Here is a 22815-nt window from a genome sequence, read left to right on the forward strand (position 1 = left end):
AGTCTATTCCGTGATGGGGTGCGCGATACACTCAGCCTCAGCGATGCCACAATCGCTACAGCAATGCATACGTAAAAGCGTTATAAATGCTGCTAGGCATTTTGCTTAGATAGATGCGCAGTTGTGATAACTAGCGCGAGATATATGCTCGCGATTGCGCGCAAGGAGTTTGCGCAGCACGGCGCCAAGCTTGTGCCGACCGGTGCGCACGAGCATTTTTGCCGTCGTGATCACGCCGAGATGCTTGAGTGCGAGTTTCCAGCGGTCACGCTCGAATGCTGCATCTCCCAAGCTGCTTCTGCCGCCGCTCTCGTATTCTGCCACGGTGACGGGAATGTAAACTTTGGGGATATTTGATGTGCCGTAGCAACGCAGATTGAATTCCCAATCGGCACAGGCGGGATAGCGGAGGTCATAGTGCCCCAGTGATTCGAAGAGCTGGCGGCTATAAAAGATGGCCTGATGACAGATGTTATACCAACACAGCTTTGCGGCTGTGAAAGGTCCGTCATAGATTTTTCCACTCCACAGCACGCTGCCATAGCACAGCGCCCGCTTGTTCTGCGGCAGATGTCGCTGGATCTCCATGAGTGAGCCCGGTAGCAGGTGATCTCCGGCTCCCAAGAAGTACAGCCAATCACCGCGGGATTGCCGGATGCCCTTGTTCATCGCGTCGTAGATGCCCGTGTCCGGCTCCGCGATGAGGCGCAGGGAGTTGGGGTGGGCCACTTGATAGGTGCCGGCGACGGCCGCTGTTTTGGGGCAGGAGCTTCCATCCACAATAATGATCTCCACTCCCGGAGCTTCGTGGAGCCGGATAGACTGGAGCGTGCCGGAGAGTTTCGCCGCCGCCTCAAAGACCGGAATGATGATGCTAAGCCAAGGACTGTCGCTGGTAGCAGGTGTCAGTGTTTCCTCGTTGTGCTGCAGTATGAGGTGAGGTGCGGACGCTCCCCGGTTCTTGCCACGCAGACGTAGCACGCGGGCGCTCTTTCGAAGGAAGGCGAGTGCCAGAAGCTGGAGGAGGTGATTTGTGACGCCGACTTCACGGAATGCTCCACGAGCTTCCTCTAGGGCGGTCCTGGCGTTCGAGTCCCAGAGGCAATGGTAGGCAAGCTTGTAGCGGAGATCGCCTGTCTTATAGCTCCAGCGTCTGGCTGCTTGAGCCGGGAGATTGCTTTCGACCAGTTGCGCTATCGCCAGATGGTCCCTCAAGCACTTGCGTACGGTCGATTCGGAACTCAATGAGAAGCCGCCGTCATCTTCATGTTTGGTCCACAGGGGATGCCAAAGAAAGACGCATCTCGGACGCTTTTTTAAGAGGAGGCGTGCTAACAAGCGTAGATCATCGGCTACTTCCGTATCCGGATCCCATCCGCTGCCGAGTGCCTCCCGCCGATAGACGAGGGCGCTGTTGGACGCCGCCCCGTTGGAGAAAAGGAAGAACTCGACGGCCGTGCCATGATCCACAACTGTCGTGCCCTCATGGGCGCTGGAGCCGAGCAGCCTGGCAAGGTGCCTGTGCTTCCGGAGGTAGTTGCGGAAGGATGCCTTTCCCTTCTGACGGAAGTTCACCCAAGCCACGTCTGCCTGATGAGCCTTCAAAGCATCGACCGCAGCCTGGAGAAATCCTTCATCCCATGCGTCATCATGGTCAAGCGAGGCGACGTAGTCGCTGGTGCAGGAGCGAAGACCAAGGTTGCGCGCGTTCGCTGCGCCCGCATTGGGCTGCTGCAGCACCGTGACGGTAGGGAAGCTGGCTGCCACCTCAGCTGAGTGGTCGCCCGAGCCATCGTCCACCACCAGAATCTGCGCGGGCTTCAGTGTCTGTCGCTGAGCGCTGGAGATGGCGCGGGGCAGCACGTCCGGGCGCCGGTAGGTGGGGATGATCACGGTGACGCTGGCGCGAGCGGTGTCGCCGCCTTTCGTCTCCATGCTGCCGCCACCGGTCGCCGAAGTGGCGTCGTTGACGGGTGAGTAGAGGATGTCAGCCTGCATCACCATGCGGTGAGGCGGGAGAGGGCAATCAGAGGAAACGGGACAGCAGTTTGCTGCCCAGAATGTTGTCCACGCGCTTGTGAAAGGACTGTGCGGCCTTGAGGCGGCGCCGGAGCTCGGTCATCTGTTCACGAGTGAGCTTGGAGCTTGCACCGCCGCCGTTGGAGGACGTGGCGCCCGCATCGGAAGTGGTGGTCACGAGCGTTCGCTCAATTTGCACTCCTGCGGAGCGGAGTTTCTTCCGCACGCCGGGCATGATGCCTTTGCGCAGGAGGATTGAGAAGTCGGTCTGGGCCACGTAGAAGTCGCGCCGATCCCCTTCTATATTAAGAGGGAGCACGGCCTGCCAGGATTCCAGCTGGCGCAGGGTGATGCTGGCGCTCGCTTTGCTGACTTGCAATTGGTCCGCCACTTCTTCCAGGGACAGGGGCTCAGGGGTCAGGTAGAGCAGGGCATATACCCGGCCAATCATTCGGCCCAGTCCGAAGGCGTGCGTGCTGTTGCCGCCGGCCTCGATGAAGTGGCGCCGCTCAGACTCCCACGAGAGTGGAGGCGAGGCAGGAGAAGGGGACTTCATTGTTTAGCGATTTCTAAACGGTTTAGCAAAATCTAAACGATCCGACGGAAACGCAAGCGCGATGAGAAACTTTTTTGTCTGTCCCTCGTGTAAACATGCCTCAAAATGCACGCCGTTTTTCGAAGCTGTTGCATCATTCGTCTTGCACGCTTGGTCCATTGGGCCAAAAGTTCCGGCTTCATGCCAGTGGCTGACAGTCCATTGCCCGGGGTGACCGTGGTGATACCGGTCTACAACTACGCCAGATACCTGGCGGAGGCGATTCAGTCAGCCCTGGCTCAGGACTATGCCGGGGCAGTGGAAGTGCTGGCAATTGATGACGGTTCCACCGATGAAAGTCCGGCAGTGCTCGCAGGATTCGGAGCGGCTATTTCCAGTCATCGGAAAGCGAATGCTGGTCTCTCCGCCGCACGCAATACCGGCATGGAACTCGCCAGGCACGACCTGGTCGTTTTCCTTGATGCGGACGATCTTCTGGAGACCTCGTGCCTCCAGATGCTGGTGCAGGCCTGGCAAAAGGAGGAGGTGAAGCCCGCGGTGATCGGCTCTCGTGGCCGCATGATCGATGCGGATGGTGCTTTCACTTCGGAGCTCGCTGCCGATCTCGATGGGCGTGTGGAGAAGCTCGACATCGCGGACTTCGTGTTGCGCAATCGTTTTGCTCCCATCGTGCTGGCGGATCGTCGCATTTTGCTAGGACTGGATGGCTTTGATCCAAAGCTCGCCGCATCCGAGGATCGGGATATGTGGATTCGTGCCGCGACCTCTGCACCGGTGCTGTTGGTGCATGGTGCGCTGCATCGCAAGCGTGACCATGGATCCAATATGTCGCGTCACGCGGAACGGCAGACCTCCTGCATTTTGCGAGTTCTTGAGAAAGCCAGACAGCATCCTGACATCCACCTCACATCACAGATTTGGGCGGAAGCGGAGGCGGTGTGCCTCTTCCAGTCGGCACGCATGTATCTTGCGGCAGGGGAGAGAAAAACGGCGATCTCGCAGTGCTTGCGGTCGATGGGCCGGGCCTGGTGGCTGGCCTCTGCCGGGAATGTAGGATATCCCACTGGATTTCGTATTCGCTTTCTCCTCTTGGAACTGGGCCGGCTGATCGGCATTGGCAGGAGCCCTGCTGCGAACAGGCCTGAAGGAAGCGCGGGCAATTGGACGCCGATGAATTTGAAGACACGATGAAGGACCTCGTACAGAACAGGCAGCGCATGACCCTGGGGCAAAAGCTCAAGCTGGCAACGCTTGCCGTGAAAGAGAATGGAGTGCAATGGACCTTGTTGCTCGGCGTATACGGAGCAGCGAGTGCGGTGGCGGACAGGGCCTTTGGTGGCATGCAACGCCTCCGCGCCGGCAAGCACATTCCCGGCATGAACAGCCGCGACATGAACCGTACCATCTGGGAGAGCTGGAACTGGGACGGAGGCGGCGATGAGTGGACCCCCAGCCCTGAATGGAAAGACAGCCTCATGCGCTGCGTGCTGGCCCCCGCCATCCCTAAAGGTTCCGCAGTGCTGGAGATAGGGCCCGGCGCCGGACGCTGGACGGGAGAGATTCTGAAGAGCTGCGCCACCTACACCGGCTACGATATCTCCCGCACGTGCGTGGAACTTTGCAGCAAGCAGTTCGCGGATCAAAAGCATGCCAGCTTTGTCGTGACGGATGGATGCTCTTTGCCAGGCGCCCAGGATGCCGCCACTGACGTGGTGTGGTCCTTCGACGTCTTCGTGCATATCAATGCAGAAGACGTGGCTGCCTATTTGAAGGAGATCCACCGCGTGCTGAAGCCGGGTGGACAGGCGGTGCTGCATCATGGCTCCAAGGGTGGCGAGCTCGGTGGCTGGAGAAGCAATCTGACCACGACAAAAATGCGCGAGCTGGCAGCAGAAGCAGGACTTGAGGTCATTTCCCAGGTGGATGGCTGGCAGGATGGCGACGTGCGTCATGATGCCGGCCTTTACGAGGACATCATCACCACCTTGAGAAAACCGGCCCATGGCTAGACCTGTGCGACTGCTGGAGGTCGTGGATAGTTTGCAACCCGGCGGCATGGAGAACGTGCTCGTCCAGGTGTTGTCGCGGTATGCCCCCGAGCAAGTCTCTGCGGATGTGGTGTGTCTCGTGCGGAGCGGTCCGTTTGAAGAGCGGCTGCCATCCCGTACGAAAGTGCATGTGATTGGGAAGAAGGATGGATTCGACTGGAAGACCGTGAGCAGCATGCGCGAGCTCATCCGTCGTGGGGGCTATGATGTCGTGCACACCCACCACCTCGGCGGGCTCATTTTCTTTTCACTCGCCTGCGGCATGAGAAAGAGGCCGGTGCTGATTCACTCCGAGCACACGATCTGGACCGGCTCGGATCTCTCGCGGAAGAAGCGCTGGCAGCGTCGTATGCTGTATCCCATCGCCTCGGCGGTCACCACGGTGTCGCAGCAGCAGGTGGACCAGATGCAGGCTCTGGGATTTCGCCACCGGCAGATGTTTCCCATCGTGAATGGAGTGGATTCTGCACGATTTTGCCCCGCGGTGGACAAGGTGGCTGTGAGACGCCAGTTAAACCTCAATCCGCAAGCGCGATGGCTGGGAATGGTGGCGAGGTTTGGTCCATGGAAGCGTCACCTGGATTTGATCGAGGCGTTTGAAGGCATGGCGCAAGACCAATCCCACGTGAACTTGCTTCTCGTGGGGGATGGAGGGCCTGAAAAGGAGCGGGTGTTGGCACGGCTGGAGACGAGTCGCTTCCGTGACCGGATCCATTGGGCAGGATTCCAACTGGACCCGGTGCCGTGGTACCAGGCCATGGACGCGCTGGTGGTATCCTCGTCGAACGAAGGTATGCCCAATGCTGTTCTGGAGGCGATGTCCTGCGGGCTGCCGATGATGGCCAATGATGTGTGCGGTGTGCGGGAAATTGCTGAGGATGAGAAGCACGGTTGGATCATGGATTTGGGCAGCGTTCCAAAGCTGGAAGCTGGACTGAGGCTGGCGGCAGTAGCAGCGGAGCAGGAACTGGCGAGCCGGGGTCGTGCGGCGCGGCTGCATGTGCAAAACCAATTCTCCATGGATGCAACGGTGGGCAAATATTTTGACTTGTTTTGTCAGTCCATTGGCAAAACAAATAAAACTTTACCTGGCTAAAAGATTGCTTCTAACTGTTATAGAGTTAGGTTTCGCCATACACAATTGCATGAGTCTACCGTGGATCAGCACCAGCATGGGAAAGGCCAAAAGTGGCTCCAGGGCTGGAAGTGGCTGCCACTGCCGTGATAGGCAAGATGAATTGCCGGTCGGTCAACTGAACTTCGCAAAGCAGCCCGGGCATGATTCATAGCGTCAAAGGCAAAGAGCGGTGGAATGCCACCCGCAATCATTTCATCCTGGACGCCGCGATCGTCTTTGCTGGGATGGTGGCTGCGTCTGCGGTGCGCTTCCAGGACTTCACACCTCCGGTGGTGTTGCGTTACCTGCCCATCCTGCTCATTGCCTCGATTGCAGTGCCCGCCATTCTATATGGTGCAGGATTGTACTCGGTGCGTGCCGTGCACCTGAAGAAGCGGCACCGCTATTTCCTGCTGGGACTCTGCTATCTCGCCGGTGTGGTGGTGATGCTGACGTTTGGTTCGCTTGATTTCAGTTCGCGGGTAGGACGCGGGGTGCTGGCCATCAGCTTCCCGATCACGTTTGCGTTGCTCATGGCCCACCACGCCTTCCTGGCGAGGTTGACGTTGGGCTATCGCGAGAGGGTGGCGGTGCTGGTCACTGGTAAGCAGGACTATGAAAGCTGGCAACAACTGCAGCTGCTTCGCGGCAGCGCAGCGCAACTGATCGGCATCATCGACGTCCGCAGCCCACAGGAACGGCGTGACCATCCTCTGGAGAGCAACCTTCTGGGAGCCCGGGATGATCTCATGACGGTGGTGGAGGACAACAACATCGACACGGTCCTCTGTTCCGGCCGCCACCTGAAGGATGCGCATCTGGTTTCAAAACTCAGAGAGGTGTGTTTCGGCGGCGTGCGCCTGTGTCGCATCGTGGATTTCTTTGAGGAGAACTATCACACGGTGCCCGTGTGGCTCATCGATCTGGATTGGTTGCTGAGTGCCAGTTCTCTGCCTCACCGCGGTTACGTGCGGAAGTGGAAGCGCCTCTTTGATATCGCTGCCTCCGCGATCGTTGGCCTGTTTCTCTTTCCGTTTCTCCTTGTGGCGATGGCCTGGGTTCGCATTGTCTCGCCTGAGGGGCCGGTGTTCTTCAGGCAGATTCGCTGTGGCCGTTTGGGACGCAAGTTCGAGGTGTTGAAGCTGCGGACCATGAGAGTGGACGCGGAGTCCGATGGACCGAAGTGGGCCTCGAAGAACGATCCGCGTGTGTTTCTGGGGGGTGGGTTTCTGCGCAAGTTCCGCATCGATGAAATTCCGCAGCTTTGGAACATCCTCCGCGGCGACATGAGCTTTGTCGGTCCTCGTCCGGAGCGTCCGGACTTCATTGAACAACTCTCGACTGAGATCCCCTATTTCAGGGAACGCCTTCTGGTGGCCCCCGGGCTCACGGGCTGGGCACAGGTGAACTACCCGTATGGAGCCACGACGCAGGATGCACGGCGCAAGCTGGAGTACGATCTCTACTACATGAAGCACATGACGCTGACGCTCGACATGTTCGTGCTGTTGGACACGGTGCGGATTGTGCTCACTGGAGGAGTCTCCCAGCGTGCTCTGGACGATGCCGCTTCCCGTGAAGCGTTTGTGAGCCGTCCTGAAGCGGATAATGAGGAAGCGCAAGAGCAACTGGCTCCGAGTGTGGTATGACTGCGGCCATGGATTCATCGGAGGCTCGCCGCCATCATTTTGAAGTTGAGAAGGAGCTCGCGACCCGGCTACGCAACAGCACCCGGGAGGAGCGGAAGGGTCTGGCTGCCGAGCTGTACTCCGAACTTTATCGCCGGGTTCCCAACCATCCCCGTGTGGCGCGTTCCAAGGAAAAGGACGCTGAGGAGCGTTCCATTGCCGCGCAGTTGAGGCTGGTGCGTCACGCGCTTGCTCCAGAAGTTCGTTTTCTCGAATTTGGTGCCGGCACGGGCACGTTCTCCAAACATGTCGCGCCGAAGGTGAAGGAGGCGATTGCCCTCGAAGTCTGCGCGCAGGGGAGTGCCGCCGACAAGGCCCCGGCAAACTACCGCATGCAGATGCATGACGGATTGGTGATCCCCCTTCCGGATGGCGGCATTGATGTGGCCTTCAGCTATCAGGTGCTGGAGCATCTCCACCCGGATGATGTTGAGTTACACTTCCAGGAGATTGCTCGCGTGTTGAAGCCCGGCGGGACTTACATTCTCAGTACCCCGCACGCGCTCTCCGGTCCCCATGATGTGTCGCGCTATTTCAGTGAGAAGCTTGAGACCTTTCATTTGAAGGAGTGGACCTACGGCGAGATGGCTCCGCTGATGCGCCGTTGCGGATTTACCCGTATCCAGCCATTCTTGAGGGGCAAGACAGGCCCGGCATACCGCCTGCTTCTTCCGGGATTCAGGGTCATTGAGCGAGCATTGTGCATGATGCCAGCCTCCCTGCGGACCCGTGTTGCCAGAAAGTTCCTGAACAATGTAGTTGTATGTGCTTTCAAGTGACGGATGGGACTGGCCGCAGTCGGCTCGCTGGGCGAGGCCGGCGTCTCCGTTGATTTCGCATGGACTTTTTTGCCATAGTATTGGTTCTCCTGATTTACTTCATCAGGCCCCAAGACTGGATGCCTGGGATTATAGGCATGGGCATCGTGACGCCGGTCATGATCCTGGCCATGGCAACCATGGTGGTTCGAGCCAGGAACTTGAACCGGCCCCTGAAGTTCATCGTGACTCCGCAGGACTGGGCCATGCTGGCCTACTACGCGTTTATCGTGTGGACCTCTCCGGATCCCACCGGAGCTCTCAAAGGTGCATTCCCCCTCTTTGCCTTCTATTTCGTCACGGTGCAGGCTCTGGATACACCGGGGCGGTTGCACAAGTACATGAAATACTGGCTGGCGGCGCTGGTGGTCCTTGCAGCCTTTGGTGTGGGCAGCCTTTATGGATGGGACATTACCGGTGCTGCCGGCATGACGGCGGCAAACAAGGGCCGCCTCGCGATCGGCACCTGGATGCACAACAACCCCAATGCGCTTGGGCATTCTGTCATCCTGGTCTTGCCGATGTCCTATTTCCTGTTCTTCTGGCGAAGCTCCATGACGAACCGGCTGATTGCCTCTGGGCTTTCCTCACTGGCATTTCACTGCGTCATGAAGACCGAGTCGAAGGGGGCGTTCCTGGCGGGATTCATCGTCTTCGTGCTGGCTTACGCTTTCGGGCGCTCCAAGATTTTTCAGATCCTTCTGGTGTCCGCCGCTGTGGCTGGCAGTGGTGCGGTGCTCAGCATCATGCCGCGCATGGCGGAAATGGGGAGCCTCAAGTCGGATGAAGGGGTCCAGGGCCGCTTGCTGGCTTGGGAAATTGCCCGTACCGCCAGCCGCCAGCATCTCTTCTCCGGACAAGGGTGGAAGACCTTCAAGGCGACCATTCGCTGGGAAAAGATGTCGATTCCGAAAGCGACCCACAGTTCCTATGTGCAGGTGGGCGCGGAGCTGGGGAGGGGGGGCATCTTTCTCTACATGGGACTGATCTGGCTTGGATTGAAGTCCTTGATCCGATGCAAAGCCCTCGATGAAGAAGGTGAACGATGTCGCAAGTGTCTCTTTGGCCTGGTGGTGGCGTACGCCATCTCCAACTGGATGATCGACCGTGCCTATCATACGGAGTTCTTCTTTTTCATGGCGGGGACGAGCGCCTTCCACCGTCTCTATCTGCTGCGGAAACCAGAGGAGGTTGAGGAAGTGAAGACGGTGGACCAAAGCCTGAGGCCGCCGGTACGTGCTTTGCAGCCGCCCATCCGGCTCATTCCTGAGTTTTTGCCTCCGGCAGTAGCCGTGTCAGGCCCGGCTTTTCCACGCATGGCTGTCAGTGGCTGGGCCATGGGGCACGATCCGACTGTCAAAAGGGGGGCGGAACCGGTCGAGAGTGGTCCTCGTCTGCCCAGATGGGTGCTCCGGCCCACCATCGTGGACGCGCTCGTCGCCGCCTCAGGCACCTGGGCCGTTTTTGCGTTCTGGGACTACATTCTCAAGACCATGCTCTATTGAAAGAGCGGGTCGTGTGGCATTGGTGCAGAGGCTTGTGCTCAGGCGTGAACTGCTCCAGAATATGTCAGGGGGTTCGTGAGGTTGCTGCGAGATCGTCGACCGTTTCACCAGACTCGATCTGGCGCATGCGCATGGCGGTTTCTTCTTCGGAGATGCTCAGGCGTCGCAGGTTCGCGCTGTAGTTCTGTCTCGCCGTGTTGATGAGGGAAGGAGTTCCGGTTGCTTCCTTCGGCGCCTTCGCCACCAGTTTCAAGGCTCGCCTGTACAGTGGCTCCGCCTCAGCATGACGTGATTCAAGGAACAACACACCCGCCAGGTCGCTGAGGTCATTCGCCAGGTCTACCCGGTCAGGTCCCCACAGCTTTTCCCGTACGGTCAGCAGATCGCGGAACATGTATTCCGCATCGTCGTAGTGCTTGGTGTCGCGCAGCATGCAGGCGAGGTTGTCCATCGCCACCAGTGTCTGGGGGTGTTCATGCCCGAGGATTCTGCGGGCCATGGTGTAGGCGCGCCGGTAGGCCTCGAGCGCCTTCGGCTTGTCTCCGAGGTCCCGCAGCACAGCGGCCTGGTTCCGCACGTCATGGAATACACTGATGTGGTCGGAGCCCAGGTGTGTCTCCGCGATGATCTGGGCATTGGCATAGAGGGTGGCAGCCTCTTCAAGCTTTCCGGAGACGGCCAGGCAGAAGGCGAGGTCACGGGAGCATTGCGCCACCTCCATGTGATCTGGGCCGTAGAGTTTGGTGGCGGATGCCAGGGCCCGGCGTGCAAAAGGTTCCGCCTCCGTGAAGCGTCGTGCCTCCGCCAGTTGAAGGGATAGCTGGCGCAGGCTGGTTACGGTCTCGGAATGCTCCTTGCCGAAATGCACTTCCGCGAGACCGAGCGCTTGCAGATAGTAGGCGATCGACTCATCGCGGCGGCCGGAGTTCCTCAGCAGCCCGGCGAGGTTCCGCAGGTCTCGCAGGAGATTGGGGTGGCTCCTGCCAAAGAGGGCCTCGTCCGTCTTCATGGCGGTCCGGAACATTAGCTCCGCTTCATCGCCTTGCGGTCCGTCCTGGAGCAATCCCGCGAGATTGTTGAGGGCGCTTGCAGTGTCCGCATGCGCCGGGCCGAACTGCTTCTCCATGATCGCAAGTGCCCTGCGCTGCAACTCCACGGCACGGGGATGGTCTTGCGATGCCAGGAGCAGGGCCAGGTTGGTCAGGTCGCGGGCCACTCTCGGGTGGTCAGGTCCGAATTTGCGCTCGTCTATGGAGAGGGCTTTTTCTCCCAGAAGGATGGCTTCGCTCTGTCGACCAGCACCTGCCACGAGGCGTGCAAGGCTCCCGAGGATCCGGGCGATTTCGGGAGCGTCTTTTCCCTGGAGCTTTTCATGCATGGCGATGGCCCGGCACAGGGTCGTCTCAGCTTCCGGAGCCCTGCCAGACAACCTGAGGACTTCGCCCAGGTTTGCCACGGCGATGGCCACCTCCGGGTGCTCGGGGCCCAAGCGCTTCTCAAGAATCTGGCACGACTGCGCCAGCAGGGATTCCGCCTCCTCCGCCTTGTCCATCGCCGCGTGGAGCGGGGCGAGGGCGGTCATGGCCCATGCCAGCTCAGGAGCATCCGGTGGGAGGTGGGAGTTTCTGAGTTTGAGCGCCGTGTTGAAGGAGGGGAGGGCTTCGTTCCATCGACCGAGCTGCATCAGAGCCAGCCCCTCAGCGAGCACCAGGTCACTCCATATCAGAGGCTGGCCTTCCACGCTGGTATGGGCAAAGGCGTGGCGGTAAGAATCGAGCGCTCCATGAAACTTGAGCTGCTGCAGGCGGCAGTGTCCCTGTAGGAACCAGCCGCTCAATGCCAGAGCGTGATTGGGAGATGAGGAACTCTCCGCCGCTGCCGCGACCCGGCCTGCCTCCTCCGCGGCAGTCTCATAGTCCGCCAGGAAGTAGACAGCGAGAGCTTTGTCAAGAGGCGTGGCGGTGGTGGAGGTCCGGGTGGAGCGTGCCCATCCTTCGATGCTGGCCTGCAAAGCGCCGGGCTCCTTTCCGTAGCGTGCTGCTACAGACGCGATGGCCAGTTCCTGCTTGGTTCGTGAATCATACTGTTCTCGCGCTGTTCCTTGCTGGGGAGTGATTTGAGCCACCTCTCTCGCCAGGCGCGTGGTCTCGAGAGCGCCCAAAACCACCCGCTCCTGTTCTGCGGCGATCTCATCCGGGGAGAGACCAGCCAACAGGGCTCCAGGCGGATGGATGAGCACCTGTGGGGAGCCGTCGCGCCAGGTGTTCCAGAAATACATGCCCGAGGAAGCGACCAAGGCCAGCAGCGGCAGCCTCATGAACCACACCGCACTTCGGGAGCGGCGTGGTGATGGTGCTTTTGAAGAGGTGGCCTGCCCTTTCTGAAGTAGATCGTGGGCCAGAGTGTAGAGGCGCTGGTCCAGTTGGGCCGCGGTTTCCACGTGGTCGCTGGCCCGCATCTGATTGATCAGAAATTGCCGGTGTTCCTCCTGAAGGAGCTGTTCCTCGACAGGCTCGGGAGAGTGGGCGTCAAAAGGGAAAACACCCGGGAGCACAAACGGGTACGTGGGTATCCGGAGATCGCGGGCCAGATGGTACTCCATCTGGGCGTGGGAACGCCGGGGAGCTCCCGGGGGCCTTCCTGAAGGTTCAGAGCCGTGGCAAAGACCGGCAAAGTGGACCACGGCCGAGCAGTTGCGCAGTTCCTGGCGGAGGCTTTTGCGAATCTGGCTCCAATCTTTGGAGCGGACGGCCTCCAGCGTGATCACCTGCAATCCCGAGCTGGTCAGGATCTTTTCCGCCCGGGCACGGTGGGTGCGCAAATCCGTAGGCGCTGCGCTGAGATAAATGACAGGGACTCCCATTTGATGGACGCTTCACGGTCCAATCGCACACCCTTTGCCGACCAGGCCATAGGTAGATGCGGAGGGCATGATGGAAGTTTTTTGTGACATGCGCAAGGGTTCTTCGACCCGTTGTAAGCAAGCTTTTACCAATTCTTGATATCGTCCTCGGTATCCTCAATGCCATCAGCGCCCAAGGAGTAGAGATCGTAGCTATCCTTCTTGTGCACGCCGGGGAAACGGTAACGGAAGCGGCGCCCCCAGGGGTCCTTGAGCTTCTCCGTCACCTCTTCGGGCTCGCCTATCTCCTCTTTGTCCTCATCCTTATGTCTTCGTAGGACCACGGAGCCCAGACCGCCATCTTTTTCAGAGGGGTACTTGCCATTCGAACGTCTGGCGAGCCAGAGGCTGAACTTCAGTTCCTCCAACTGGGCTTTTGCCTGCCAGTCCTTCTGGTAGCTCTCCTTGCCGCCGGTGTGCTGGGCTGCCTGCCTGTTCATGAAAACCCAGGCGATGGCGGTCATCACCAAGACTGGGACAGACAGCCATCCCAGCAACCGGACCCACCAGGGCCATCTCTTCTTTTTGGCTCCGGGCTGGACGGGATGGCTCATGTGAACGGCTTTTCAGTAATGGGGAGAGGGGGGGGCTGGGCGTGCCGGGGTGGATAAAACGAAGATTAGGTACAGGAAGCTATGAATCCAAAAAAATTCTCGTGTATTTTCGTAACTCAACGTGCTCCATTCCGAAATCTTCGTTGCGGGCGAGAATTTGCAATCCGCCCCTCCCCAACGAAAAGTCGCAATCGAGAAAACGAACAACCTGAAATCCCATATCCATGTCAACCACCCTTGCAGCCACCCTTGCAGTCCAGGCAACCAACCTTTCCCAGATCGGCGTCAAGCTGATGGCCGTCACGGCTCCCTTCCTTGCGCAGGGTGACCTGAAGGACCAGATGTCTGGTGCCCTCGGCATTCTGAACCTCGTCGGCCTGGTACTGGCCTTCGGCGGTCTTCTCTTTGCCGCGGTGATGTTCATGATGGGACAGACCGAGCGCATGATTTACGGACTGGTCGGTGCCCTGATCGGCGGCCTCGCGTTCCTCATCGTGAAAGCCATGTTCGGCAGTTCCGATGCCAACGTGAACGACCTCGAACTCGGGTCCTAATCGGTTCCAGGGTGGTTCGCCAGCCAGAGTCCGCGTCATTCATGGCGTGGACTCTGCTGGAAGGTGTCCGCTAGTCACTGCAGTTTGTCCTGAGTCGCATGGAAGAAGAGGCCAAGGTCCGCTATTACGAAACGAACGAGGGCCGGGAGGTCAGTCAGGGTTTCGCCGGCTTTCAGGGGAACAATGTTCTCCTGCTGCTCGGTGCTGTCGGGCTCTCGCTGATTCTTTCCCAAGGCGTGGACAACCTCGGTTACCCCATGGTGGTGAATATCATCATCATGAGTCTCCCTGTGGTGGTCGTCTCCGCCTACGTTTTTGGCTTGAAGCAGGGCAAGCCCGTCTCCTATGATATTGAACTGGCCGAGTGGCTCATCATCAAGCTCACCGGTCTGAATTACTTTTCTCCCAAACAGGTGGAGCAAATGAAGCTCCCCTGGCTGGAAAACATCAAAGCGCCGACCAGGAAGACCAGCAGCGATGGCAAAGATAGTTGACGCGTATTTGGACCGCAACCTCGTCATCTACCGGGGGCTGCAGAAGGGCGGCGCCATCGGTCGTGGATACTCCGTGGAATTGCCGGACACGGAAAACACCGATCCGGAGTGGTTGATGTCCCTGGAGGACAATCTCCGTGTGTTGCTGCGTCTGGTGCACCCGGACCTCCGTCTTCAGGTAACCTGGAGCGTGGATAGCGACTACCGCCACGAGATTGAGCGATACAAGGAGGAGACCGAACGCCTGGGTGGGGACAACTGGTCCATCAAAGCCCGTGAAGAGCGCTACAACCGGTACGACAAAAAGATCAAGACCCGCCAGCTCCGTCGCGAGCACCTGAATTTTTACTTCACCTCGAAGATCGCCGGCAAGGTGGGGGGGGCGGGCAGGGCTTATTATGATGAAGTGCTGCAGGCGGCGACACGCGAGCAGTCTGAGCTGGAGGCCGCTTTGCGCGGTCAGCTTACGCCTCTGGGTGGAGTGGTGACGCCCATGACAAACATGGATCACTTCCAGGAGTTCTACCGCTTCTTCAATCCGAGTGCATTTGAGAACGAGGCCGTGGTGCTGGATGATCTGTATGATCCCTCGCAGTCGGTCTGTGACATGTGCTTCAACGGCGATGCCGCTCCGCTGAGCATGAAGTCTTCCATGTTCAAGCTGGACGGCTTTTATCAGGGCGTCTGCGTGCTGAAGACTCTGCCGAAATTCACCTACATCGGCATGATGCGGCTGCTGACGCAGCTCGACATCATGGACTACCAGATCTCCGTGAACATCGAGGCGGGCGACGTGGAGAAGGATCGTGTGGAGACCGAATCCCGACTCGCCAAGTATGAGCGTGGGAAGATCACTGCCTCCATTGAGGCCACGATTGCCAAGCTCCGCACGCGCGTCCGCCGACTGGCGACCAATGAGGTGGTGCCCTACCGCGTGCATCTGCTGGTGCGGGTGTGGGACCGCACGGAGGACGGCTGCAATGGCAAGCTCGCGGCGGTGAAGAGTTCCATCCTGAAGCTCGGTGGCGCCCAGGCGTATGAGCCCACGCTGCCCACTTCGGTGAAGAACTACTGGCAGCTCACCATGCCCGGCTGGGCGTGGTCACCGTACAATGACTTCAAGCTGTACGTCGAGGATGTGAACCTTGCGGATTTGCTGCCGATTTCCAGCACACCCACGGGTGACCTGGAGGAAGCGGAAGCAATCTATGACGGTCCGCGCGGTGCTCTCATGGGCTGCGTGACCTTCGTAGGCAAAAAAGGCGCTCAGCGCCCTGAGCACGGTATCATGTTTGGTGCATCCGGTGCGGGCAAGAGCGTATTCACCATCGACCTGCTCACGCAGACGGCGCCTTATTATGACTTCACCGCCATCGTGGAGGAGGGCCTGTCGTACAATCTGTTCACGAGGCTCTACGGTTGTGAACCGATCATCGTGCAGCCGAACGGCAACCTCACGTTCAACTATCTGGACACGCGAGGGCTGCCCCTGAGTCCAGACCAGCTTGGGGGGGCCACGGCGGTGGCGCACCTCATGGCGGGACCGCCCAAGGATCTCGACAAGGACAGAATCAGACAGGCCCTTTTGGCGAAGCAGGTGGAGCGCCTGTATCAGGATCAGTTTGAATCGTGGGCCATGCGTCATCCCAATGAACGCTACGAAGCGGCGCGCCGGTGCATGGTCGCCCAGGAGTGGGGGCTCAAGCATCTTCCTCGTGGCACGACGCTCGCGGATTGCTGGCTGGATTACACGAATGCCTGCATTGAAGGTGACAGCGAAGCCGCCGGGCTGAAGGAGTTCAATTTCGATCCTGCCAAGGTGGAGGATCTCATGAATGATCCGGGCCAGCGCACGGAGTTGATGTCGCTGGCGTACACCATGATGTCTGCGGAGGACATGCCGACGCACGGTCAGTTTGTGGAAATGCTCAATCTGGAGAGCCGCCAACGTCGCGCTCATGAGGATCTGGCATTGCTGCGCACGCTGCTGGAACCGTGGGGGAGAAACGGACGTTACGGAGCCATCCTGGATGGCGTCAACAATGTGGACCTCACCAAGAAGGTCGTGCATTTCGAACTCTCGTTCATTCCCGAATCCGCGAAGGAACTGCGGGATGTCGCGGCCTTCATGATCACCAACGACGTGCGCAAGGAGATCATGCGCCGTCCGCGTAACATCCGGAAGCGCGTGATTCTGGAGGAACTTTCTGCCTTCCTGGCCATGCCGGATGGCGAGCGCATCACGCGTGAGTACTACGAACGTATGCGTAAGTACTCCACCTGGGTGTTCTCCATCATCCAGCAGTTCCAGCGCATCAAGGACCACCCCGTTCGTTCTTCGGTGATCGGCAACTCGCGCATCATGTTCATGCTGAAGCAGCCGGATCAGCGCGACGTGGAGGCGATGTCCCAGGGATTCCGCGTGCCGTCGATCACGAAGCGGCAGGTTGCGGCTTTCCCCGATCCCTCGGAAATGAAGTCGGACCCGTTTGGCTCCTTCGTGTACTACCACGAATCCACTGGCCGGCCCCGCATTGCCATCGGTAAGCACTATGCTTCCAAGGAGATGATTCTGGCCAGTGCCACCTCGGGCGAGGCCTTCGAACGCCAGAACCAGCAGCTCAAGCAGTACGACGGCAACGCTTTCAAGATGATCACCGCCCAAGCCCGCCTGTAAAAGAGGCCGATTCGCTCCCAAATCGTAACCAAAACTCCCTGTTTCCGAATTCAACATCAACCACTCCACACATGAAAGGCACCGCCCGAGTCCTGCTTCTCATAATGCCCTTTTATTTCATCTCCTGCTCTGCTGATGGGGGGCCTTCCGGCGCTCTGGTAGGCCTGCTGACGGGCGGTGTGCTCGGAGCCGTGGGCGATGAACTGCGCAATGACGACGATGAGAACGGCAACTCCAGCGGCTTCTTCGGCGACAACAACAATAACAACAGCAGCAATAACGGGAACAACAACAACAACGGTTCCGGCAATGGTTCGGTGACGACGGTCACGGGCAGCAAGACCGATACGAATGGTGACGGTGTCATCGATGAAAACGATGCGTCCACCACGACGACGCTGGTCAACAACAACGGGAACGGCAACAACAACGACGATGACCTCTTTGACAAGCATGGCGGCCTGATCACCGGCGCCATCGCAGGTGCGGCCGCGGGAGCCATCACCGATTCCTTCCGCAAAAAGGAAATCCAGAAAAAGTATGACGAGGGCTATGCGAAGGCCAAGAGTGACTCCATCAAGGAGTTCTACTGGCTGAAGCGCGACCTGCAGAAGACCATGAAGGATCAGGAGCCGCCCGTCCAATATCGCTACTACGAAGTTGAAGTTCCGGCCCATACCACGAGCGATGGTGTCTTGATCGACAAACATCGTCGCGTCATCGAGGTGGTTGAGTAGGGCAGGACAGTGCGTGCTGTTCAGTCAACTGTTCAAAAACCAAGCCATGAAAACGTCCATTCTTACATTGAGCGCCATGCTGGCTCTGCCCGGTCTCGGGTTTGCCGAGGCTGTCTATGACGCTGCCGTGGAACGGCAATTGATCGATGCCAATAAGAGTTTGACGAACATCGATACACTCCTGGATTCCATCAACACGGCCATCGGCCAGCAGAAGGACGAGACCAAGGGGCTTCTGGAGGACATCAAAGAGGAAGCCAAGAAAACCACGGAACGCCTGGACGATCTCCTGGAGCGCATCGGCAATCCCGCGGATGTGGACATCGGAGACAGGACGGACGAGCTCATTGAGCACGTGAACAACGCCAGGGACAAAGGTCTCGAGTTTCCCCGCCCGCCTGTGGAAGATCCCGATGATGAATTCTTCAATGACGACGGAGACGGGATGATCAAGTCCATTGGCACCGAGTATGAATATCAGCCGCCCGGTGGTGGCGATAAGCGGACCGAGCAGCGTGATCGCACAAGGTACATCGGGGAGGCGGAGCAGCTCAAGGCGATCAGGCAGTACTATGAAGTCCGTGATGCTGCCGTGGAGCGCCGTGCCGCGCTTCTGGACATCCTGGCTGACGTTCTTGATGACATGAAGGACAATACCGATGACTTTGCCAATCTCGCAAAAAAGACGGCTCTAGTAGAGGTCATTCAGGGGCAGCTTCAAGTTTGCAGCGATGACATCAACAACGCCTTCAACGACACGGCGGTGAAAGGACTTCAGGTGTATGCCTACAGCCAGGTCAGGTCGAAGGGGGATGCTGAACCCGCCCTTCTGGAAGCGGAAGAGCAGAAGGACAAGCTAGATGAAATTATGACCGGCATCTCAGGTGGCGGACCGGCAATTCCTGCCCAGCCCTCGGGCGCTGCACCTGCGTTGGAAGGTTTCCTGCCCTGGCCTGTGCGCAGGTAAGCCACTTCTGTTCACAAAACTCCCCCAACTGACATGAACCTGTTTGTACTTGCCGTCGACATCATCCCTTATGGGATGTCGAACGACGACGTGAAGAACAACTTCGCCGCCGCGCTCGCGACGCCATGCGAGCAGATTTATTATGTGCTGCGTCTGTTCACCGTGGCGCTTGCCTTCGCAGGGTTGCTCCAGGCTGCATACAAAGTGCAGATGGGCGGCGACCTGTCCGGCTTGGGCACCCAGTTGATCATGACGGTGGTGGTGGCGGCGACCCTGGCGCTCGTGCCTCGTTGGATTCTGGACGGCTACATTTTGCTTGGGCCCACTCTGGCGCAAGAGATCGGGGTAGATGTCGAGGGGGTGATGAATGATTTCCTCCGGATGATTGGGGAGAGCCTGGCGGTTTCCATCGGGTCCCAGGTGGCGAAGATGATGTTAGGTTTCCTATTCCTGGGGCTGATGTTCATCGGCTTCATTGCCATCATCATCATCATCATTGCCTTCGTCATTGCCATCATCATCTACGTGCTGGTGATTGTTGCCTACCTGTGCCAGATCGCGGCTGTCTATCTTGGCTTGACCATCATGCCGATTTTCCTGGGCATGCTGCTCTTCGACAAGACGCGGGAGACGGGCTTCAAGTATATCATGGGCATGGTTGGCGTTCTTTTCTGGCAGTTGGGTTGGGGTTTGGGTTTCTTCGTGATCAATGAAACGATTGGCTCGCTGAACGACTCTGTTACCAGTGTATCCACGCTGGGGGCCATCAACTTCGTGTTCGGCGGCATCGTGAGTGCAGCGCTTTGCCTGACCCAGGCGCTTCTGATGTGGGCGGTGCTCACCAAGGCGCCCAAGATCATCTCGGCAGCCATTGTCTCCGGCTCACAGATTGGCTCGGCCATGGTGTCCGCGGGTGGCTCGACGATGATGGGTTTCACCTCAGGGGCTGCTTCAGGCGCTGCGCAAGTTGGCATGATGGTGGCGACAAGTGGGGCTTCTGCACCGGCATCTGCCGGATCCGCAGCCAAGGGTGGAGCTTCGATCGGTAGTGGCGGTGGCGCCAAATGATGATGGAAATATTCTGAATGAAATCCTCCTCCGCACTTTTCATCAGCAAAGATGGTCTCGCGACCTTCTGGTTCCTGCTTGCCGCAGGTGCTGTGGTGGGGGCTGCCTTCTATGTGTACCGTCTTATCAACAAGACGGCGCTGCGCCCGCAGTACATCATCATGACCAACCCGGATGTGAAGCCGCTGAGCTTTGAGCTCGATCCGGCGAAGCTGGAGGTCCGGGACCGGGACCAGACACGGCTGCTGCTGGACTCCGTATTCAACAAGTCTCCTTCCGGGCTGGATGCTGCTGATCGTTGCCGGCGCATGATGTCTGGCACGGCGTGGAAATGGGTGCAGACCGAGTTGCTGGACAAGCAGAATGACGCTTTCCGGGACGGACAGATGCACCAGAAGATTGAGGTGGAGAGGATTGATCTTCGCAGGCTGCCGGAGCAGGGCGCCACCCTGGCCATGGTGAGCGGACAGTTGCTCCGCACCGGTATTCACGAGGGGAGACTCTTCAATGAAGTCTGGGCGGTGAAGGCGGACATCCTCTGGCTGCCCAATACGTCACTGTTGGAGCATGGACGCATTCCGATTATCTGCCACCGGTTCACCTGTCGGGAAACTCCCGTCGCATCCACGCTACGGCGGACTCAGGAGGGCGCACCTCCGCTGCCACCTTCAACCAGCACTCCAGCTCCAGACGCCGCGCCCAACTGATCCATGAAGTCCGTTGTCGATCTCTTCGTAGTCAAAGACCGCACCGCCATTTTTTGGTTTACTGTGGCGTGTGTCAGCATCGTCTGCAGCGCCATCTTCGTGCAGAGGGTGATCACCGCCGTGCAGGTGAAGCCGCAGTACGTCATCATGGACTCCACCGGCAGCTACTACCTGGCGCCGAGTGTGGAGTTTGAGAAGGCGCTTGAGCTCCACGCCGCGCAGACGCGCCTGGCCATGGAGACGCTGTACACCCGCGGCCCGGAAATGCTCACGTTCGAGTCCCGGTTGAAAAAACTCTTCACGCAGGAGGCCAACACCCAGATTCGCAAGGACCTCCTGAACCCGGATGAGAAGCCCTTCCGTGAACAGCAGATCCACCAGAGCATCCAAATCGAGCAGGCGGGCGTGTACAAGAATCTCATCGATCCCCGTGGTCAGGCGGTCACGTTTGCCAAGGGAAAGCTGACGCGTGAAATCACGTTCAAGGGGCAGTCCAAGACGGAGGTGCTGGACGTGGAGGTGTATTTCTGGTGGCGCATCAACACCCGCATGGCGGACAACGGCTTGTTTCCCACGGTATGCACCAAGTTCAAGGCGTCTGATCCGAAGCGGCCTGGCGAGGTTGACGCGGCGGCCGCGACCGCCTCTTCCTCGTCTGCCAAAAACTCATCCTCATCCGCGAAGTCCACCCCATGAGAGCCGTCTCCCATCTGTTTCTGGCACGAAGCAGGGCCGCGGTATTTTGGTTCCTGGTGACTTGCGCCACGATTGGTGGCAGCGGGTACTATCTGCAGTCGCGCATCGCGGATGTGCGCACCCTGCCCCAGTACGTGTACACGGGTTCGCCGGACATGTATTACCTCACGCCGAGCCTGGACATCGAGACGCCGACGAAGATGCACCAGGCGCAGACCCGATTGGCCATGGAGACCATGTTCAACCGGGCTCCCTCACGGCTGGATCACCAGGAGAGGCTGCCCAAACTTTTCAGCTACGAGGCCACGCAGGACATCATCAAGGGCCTGATTGTTCCGCAGGCCAAAAACTTCCATGAGAACAAGCTCCACCAAAAAGTGGAGATCGGAGAGATCATCGTGAACATCCAGGAGGGCCAGGGTGAGGCCACGACGGTGGCGACTGCGCAGCTCGTGCGAGCCGGAGTGACGCCGGAGCAGACGATGATCAATGAAACCTGGTCGGTGAAAATTTTCTTTGAATGGCGCATCAACCCCGACATCGAAGAGCGCCCCCTGTACCCCACGCTTTGCAACAAGGTTAATTTATTCAGTATGGAAAGGACATTCCCCTGATGGATCTCCGACGCGCTGCATTCATCTTTTCCAGCCTCGTGCTGGGCGCCGTTCTCCCGCCGGCGTCTTTGCAAGGGCAGATTGCCCAAGGGCAGGAACTGATCACGTTGCCGGGACGGGATACCATCCATGACCTCACGCTGAACACGCAGGTGGCCACCTCGGTGACCTTTCCTGCGGACATCACCCTGGTCATCGGTTATGGCCTGGTGCTTGATGCCGCGGCGGCCCAGGGACTGATGGATGCGGAGGCGGTGGCTGCGGCCACGCTGAAGGATCTCGCGCCCCAACCGGTCACGATTGTGCACTACGCACTGGCGGCACGCGATACCCTGGTGATGCGCGCCATCCGGCGGGGCACGCCCTGCTACCTCACCGTGCGGTGCGGAGAGCAGATCTATCTCTTCAAGGTGAGTGCGGGAGACCGTGCCAATGTGGCTGTGCTCGTGACGGATGCCATCGGCTCCGGTACTGCCGTGGAAGTGGCCAAGGAAGACATCGTCAAATCACGCACCAACTACAATTCCACGGAGTTGATTGGGATTCTCTCGCGGGCCAAGCAGCGTGACTTCCTGGAGTCGGTGAATCCCGCCCTCTATGAGGGATGGCATGAGCGGCGGGGCATTTCGCTGAGTTCGGAAAACGGCGGGCTGGTTTCCACCATCACGGAAATCCAGCAGTGGCCGCAGAAGGATGCGCTCGTCTTCCGCACCAAGATTGAGAACAAGGGGGCGCACCGCCTGCGCTTCAATCCTTCCGATGTGAAGGTGAGGGCAGGGGATGCCAGCTACACGGCGCAGCTCGCGGACAGCAGTGGCGTGGTCGAGCCTGGACGCGTGACCTTGCTGGATCTCGTGGTGCAGGGGAATTCCTCCGGGGGGAAGGAACACCTGTCCATCAGCAATGACTTCCGTCTTGAAGTGGCCGTTGCGACCCAACCTCCGCCCCCGCCCAACGATTTGCTTCCGCCGCCCAATCCGCTTCTCCCCGCCTTGGAGAAGGGTGGCATGGCGCTCCCGCTTCCTGAAGTTTCCGCGCCCTCCAAGGACGAAATCCGGCTGCCTCTCCCAAATTTCTACGGCGGCAAGTAACCT

20 protein-coding genes are annotated in these 22815 nt (G+C 58.9%); 16 read left to right on the top strand and 4 right to left on the bottom strand.

What is annotated here, in order from left to right; genetic code table 11:
* Positions 1-105: 105 nt before the first annotated feature.
* Both DES53_RS04625 and DES53_RS04630 read right to left on the bottom strand, forming a co-directional pair.
* On the bottom strand, positions 106-2004 hold the full coding sequence (locus DES53_RS04625) for a glycosyltransferase (RefSeq protein WP_113957004.1): 1899 nt from the start codon (positions 2002-2004) through the stop codon (positions 106-108).
* 22 nt (positions 2005-2026) lie between these two features.
* Positions 2027-2575 (bottom strand): GbsR/MarR family transcriptional regulator, encoded by a 549-nt coding sequence (locus tag DES53_RS04630; RefSeq protein ID WP_113957005.1) that lies wholly within the window; start codon positions 2573-2575, stop codon positions 2027-2029.
* Between the two features lie 180 nt (positions 2576-2755).
* Between DES53_RS04630 and DES53_RS04635 the strand changes: the two genes are divergently transcribed.
* The 6 genes from DES53_RS04635 (at position 2756) to DES53_RS04660 (ending at position 9751) form a co-directional block, all read left to right on the top strand.
* Positions 2756-3766 carry a glycosyltransferase family 2 protein gene (locus DES53_RS04635; RefSeq protein ID WP_170156858.1) on the top strand — a complete coding sequence of 337 codons (1011 nt, stop codon included), beginning with the start codon at positions 2756-2758 and terminating at the stop codon, positions 3764-3766.
* The gene (locus DES53_RS04640; protein ID WP_113957007.1) at positions 3763-4584 is read left to right on the top strand and encodes a class I SAM-dependent methyltransferase; all 822 of its coding nucleotides are present in this window, start codon (positions 3763-3765) and stop codon (positions 4582-4584) included. Before DES53_RS04635 ends, DES53_RS04640 begins: the two co-directional genes overlap by 4 nt.
* The gene (locus DES53_RS04645; RefSeq protein WP_113957008.1) at positions 4577-5719 is read left to right on the top strand and encodes a glycosyltransferase; all 1143 of its coding nucleotides are present in this window, start codon (positions 4577-4579) and stop codon (positions 5717-5719) included. The genes DES53_RS04640 and DES53_RS04645 overlap by 8 nt, the downstream gene beginning before the upstream one ends.
* Before the next feature lie 182 nt (positions 5720-5901).
* Positions 5902-7389, top strand: coding sequence for an exopolysaccharide biosynthesis polyprenyl glycosylphosphotransferase (locus DES53_RS04650; RefSeq protein ID WP_113957009.1), 1488 nt, complete (start codon positions 5902-5904; stop codon positions 7387-7389).
* Between the two features lie 8 nt (positions 7390-7397).
* Positions 7398-8207 (top strand): class I SAM-dependent methyltransferase, encoded by an 810-nt coding sequence (locus tag DES53_RS04655; RefSeq protein WP_170156859.1) that lies wholly within the window; start codon positions 7398-7400, stop codon positions 8205-8207.
* Between the two features lie 119 nt (positions 8208-8326).
* Positions 8327-9751, top strand: coding sequence for an O-antigen ligase family protein (locus DES53_RS04660; RefSeq protein ID WP_147263214.1), 1425 nt, complete (start codon positions 8327-8329; stop codon positions 9749-9751).
* Positions 9752-9815: 64 nt separating this feature from the next.
* Here DES53_RS04660 and DES53_RS04665 read toward each other — a convergent pair whose 3' ends face one another.
* Positions 9816-12614: a tetratricopeptide repeat protein gene (locus tag DES53_RS04665; RefSeq protein WP_113957012.1), complete on the bottom strand. Its 2799-nt coding sequence runs from the start codon at positions 12612-12614 to the stop codon at positions 9816-9818.
* A 125-nt stretch (positions 12615-12739) separates the two neighbouring features.
* The gene (locus tag DES53_RS04670) at positions 12740-13207 is read right to left on the bottom strand and encodes a type II secretion system protein GspG (RefSeq protein WP_113957013.1); all 468 of its coding nucleotides are present in this window, start codon (positions 13205-13207) and stop codon (positions 12740-12742) included.
* A 224-nt stretch (positions 13208-13431) separates the two neighbouring features.
* On the opposite strand from DES53_RS04670, the gene DES53_RS04675 reads away from it, so the two are divergent.
* The 10 genes from DES53_RS04675 (at position 13432) to DES53_RS04720 (ending at position 22812) form a co-directional block, all read left to right on the top strand.
* Positions 13432-13761: a hypothetical protein gene (locus tag DES53_RS04675; RefSeq protein ID WP_113957014.1), complete on the top strand. Its 330-nt coding sequence runs from the start codon at positions 13432-13434 to the stop codon at positions 13759-13761.
* A 98-nt stretch (positions 13762-13859) separates the two neighbouring features.
* The gene (locus DES53_RS04680; RefSeq protein WP_113957015.1) at positions 13860-14255 is read left to right on the top strand and encodes a hypothetical protein; all 396 of its coding nucleotides are present in this window, start codon (positions 13860-13862) and stop codon (positions 14253-14255) included.
* On the top strand, positions 14239-16932 hold the full coding sequence (locus DES53_RS04685) for a TraG/VirB4 family ATPase (RefSeq protein ID WP_147263215.1): 2694 nt from the start codon (positions 14239-14241) through the stop codon (positions 16930-16932). The genes DES53_RS04680 and DES53_RS04685 overlap by 17 nt, the downstream gene beginning before the upstream one ends.
* A gap of 71 nt (positions 16933-17003) precedes the next feature.
* Positions 17004-17669 carry a hypothetical protein gene (locus tag DES53_RS04690; RefSeq protein ID WP_113957017.1) on the top strand — a complete coding sequence of 222 codons (666 nt, stop codon included), beginning with the start codon at positions 17004-17006 and terminating at the stop codon, positions 17667-17669.
* A 46-nt stretch (positions 17670-17715) separates the two neighbouring features.
* The gene (locus DES53_RS04695) at positions 17716-18636 is read left to right on the top strand and encodes an alpha/beta hydrolase family protein (RefSeq protein WP_113957018.1); all 921 of its coding nucleotides are present in this window, start codon (positions 17716-17718) and stop codon (positions 18634-18636) included.
* Between the two features lie 33 nt (positions 18637-18669).
* Complete coding sequence (locus tag DES53_RS04700) at positions 18670-19704, top strand: hypothetical protein (protein ID WP_113957019.1); 1035 nt, start codon at positions 18670-18672, stop codon at positions 19702-19704.
* A gap of 17 nt (positions 19705-19721) precedes the next feature.
* Positions 19722-20411 carry a hypothetical protein gene (locus DES53_RS04705; protein WP_113957020.1) on the top strand — a complete coding sequence of 230 codons (690 nt, stop codon included), beginning with the start codon at positions 19722-19724 and terminating at the stop codon, positions 20409-20411.
* 3 nt (positions 20412-20414) lie between these two features.
* Positions 20415-21107: a hypothetical protein gene (locus tag DES53_RS04710; protein WP_113957021.1), complete on the top strand. Its 693-nt coding sequence runs from the start codon at positions 20415-20417 to the stop codon at positions 21105-21107.
* A complete protein-coding gene (locus tag DES53_RS04715; RefSeq protein ID WP_113957022.1) occupies positions 21104-21721 on the top strand; it encodes a hypothetical protein in 618 nt (205 codons plus the stop codon). Before DES53_RS04710 ends, DES53_RS04715 begins: the two co-directional genes overlap by 4 nt.
* The gene (locus tag DES53_RS04720) at positions 21721-22812 is read left to right on the top strand and encodes a hypothetical protein (RefSeq protein ID WP_113957023.1); all 1092 of its coding nucleotides are present in this window, start codon (positions 21721-21723) and stop codon (positions 22810-22812) included. The genes DES53_RS04715 and DES53_RS04720 overlap by 1 nt, the downstream gene beginning before the upstream one ends.
* Positions 22813-22815 lie beyond the last annotated feature (3 nt).

Source organism: Roseimicrobium gellanilyticum (assembly GCF_003315205.1).
GTDB classification, from domain to species: domain Bacteria; phylum Verrucomicrobiota; class Verrucomicrobiia; order Verrucomicrobiales; family Verrucomicrobiaceae; genus Roseimicrobium; species Roseimicrobium gellanilyticum.

Coding starts and splice junctions, on each gene's coding strand:
- DES53_RS04625 (WP_113957004.1), bottom strand. CDS start 2,004: ATGGTGATGCAGGCTGACATCCTCTACTCACCCGTCAACGACGCCACT.
- DES53_RS04630 (WP_113957005.1), bottom strand. CDS start 2,575: ATGAAGTCCCCTTCTCCTGCCTCGCCTCCACTCTCGTGGGAGTCTGAG.
- DES53_RS04635 (WP_170156858.1), top strand. CDS start 2,756: ATGCCAGTGGCTGACAGTCCATTGCCCGGGGTGACCGTGGTGATACCG.
- DES53_RS04640 (WP_113957007.1), top strand. CDS start 3,763: ATGAAGGACCTCGTACAGAACAGGCAGCGCATGACCCTGGGGCAAAAG.
- DES53_RS04645 (WP_113957008.1), top strand. CDS start 4,577: ATGGCTAGACCTGTGCGACTGCTGGAGGTCGTGGATAGTTTGCAACCC.
- DES53_RS04650 (WP_113957009.1), top strand. CDS start 5,902: ATGATTCATAGCGTCAAAGGCAAAGAGCGGTGGAATGCCACCCGCAAT.
- DES53_RS04655 (WP_170156859.1), top strand. CDS start 7,398: ATGGATTCATCGGAGGCTCGCCGCCATCATTTTGAAGTTGAGAAGGAG.
- DES53_RS04660 (WP_147263214.1), top strand. CDS start 8,327: ATGCCTGGGATTATAGGCATGGGCATCGTGACGCCGGTCATGATCCTG.
- DES53_RS04665 (WP_113957012.1), bottom strand. CDS start 12,614: ATGGGAGTCCCTGTCATTTATCTCAGCGCAGCGCCTACGGATTTGCGC.
- DES53_RS04670 (WP_113957013.1), bottom strand. CDS start 13,207: ATGAGCCATCCCGTCCAGCCCGGAGCCAAAAAGAAGAGATGGCCCTGG.
- DES53_RS04675 (WP_113957014.1), top strand. CDS start 13,432: ATGTCAACCACCCTTGCAGCCACCCTTGCAGTCCAGGCAACCAACCTT.
- DES53_RS04680 (WP_113957015.1), top strand. CDS start 13,860: ATGGAAGAAGAGGCCAAGGTCCGCTATTACGAAACGAACGAGGGCCGG.
- DES53_RS04685 (WP_147263215.1), top strand. CDS start 14,239: ATGGCAAAGATAGTTGACGCGTATTTGGACCGCAACCTCGTCATCTAC.
- DES53_RS04690 (WP_113957017.1), top strand. CDS start 17,004: ATGAAAGGCACCGCCCGAGTCCTGCTTCTCATAATGCCCTTTTATTTC.
- DES53_RS04695 (WP_113957018.1), top strand. CDS start 17,716: ATGAAAACGTCCATTCTTACATTGAGCGCCATGCTGGCTCTGCCCGGT.
- DES53_RS04700 (WP_113957019.1), top strand. CDS start 18,670: ATGAACCTGTTTGTACTTGCCGTCGACATCATCCCTTATGGGATGTCG.
- DES53_RS04705 (WP_113957020.1), top strand. CDS start 19,722: ATGAAATCCTCCTCCGCACTTTTCATCAGCAAAGATGGTCTCGCGACC.
- DES53_RS04710 (WP_113957021.1), top strand. CDS start 20,415: ATGAAGTCCGTTGTCGATCTCTTCGTAGTCAAAGACCGCACCGCCATT.
- DES53_RS04715 (WP_113957022.1), top strand. CDS start 21,104: ATGAGAGCCGTCTCCCATCTGTTTCTGGCACGAAGCAGGGCCGCGGTA.
- DES53_RS04720 (WP_113957023.1), top strand. CDS start 21,721: ATGGATCTCCGACGCGCTGCATTCATCTTTTCCAGCCTCGTGCTGGGC.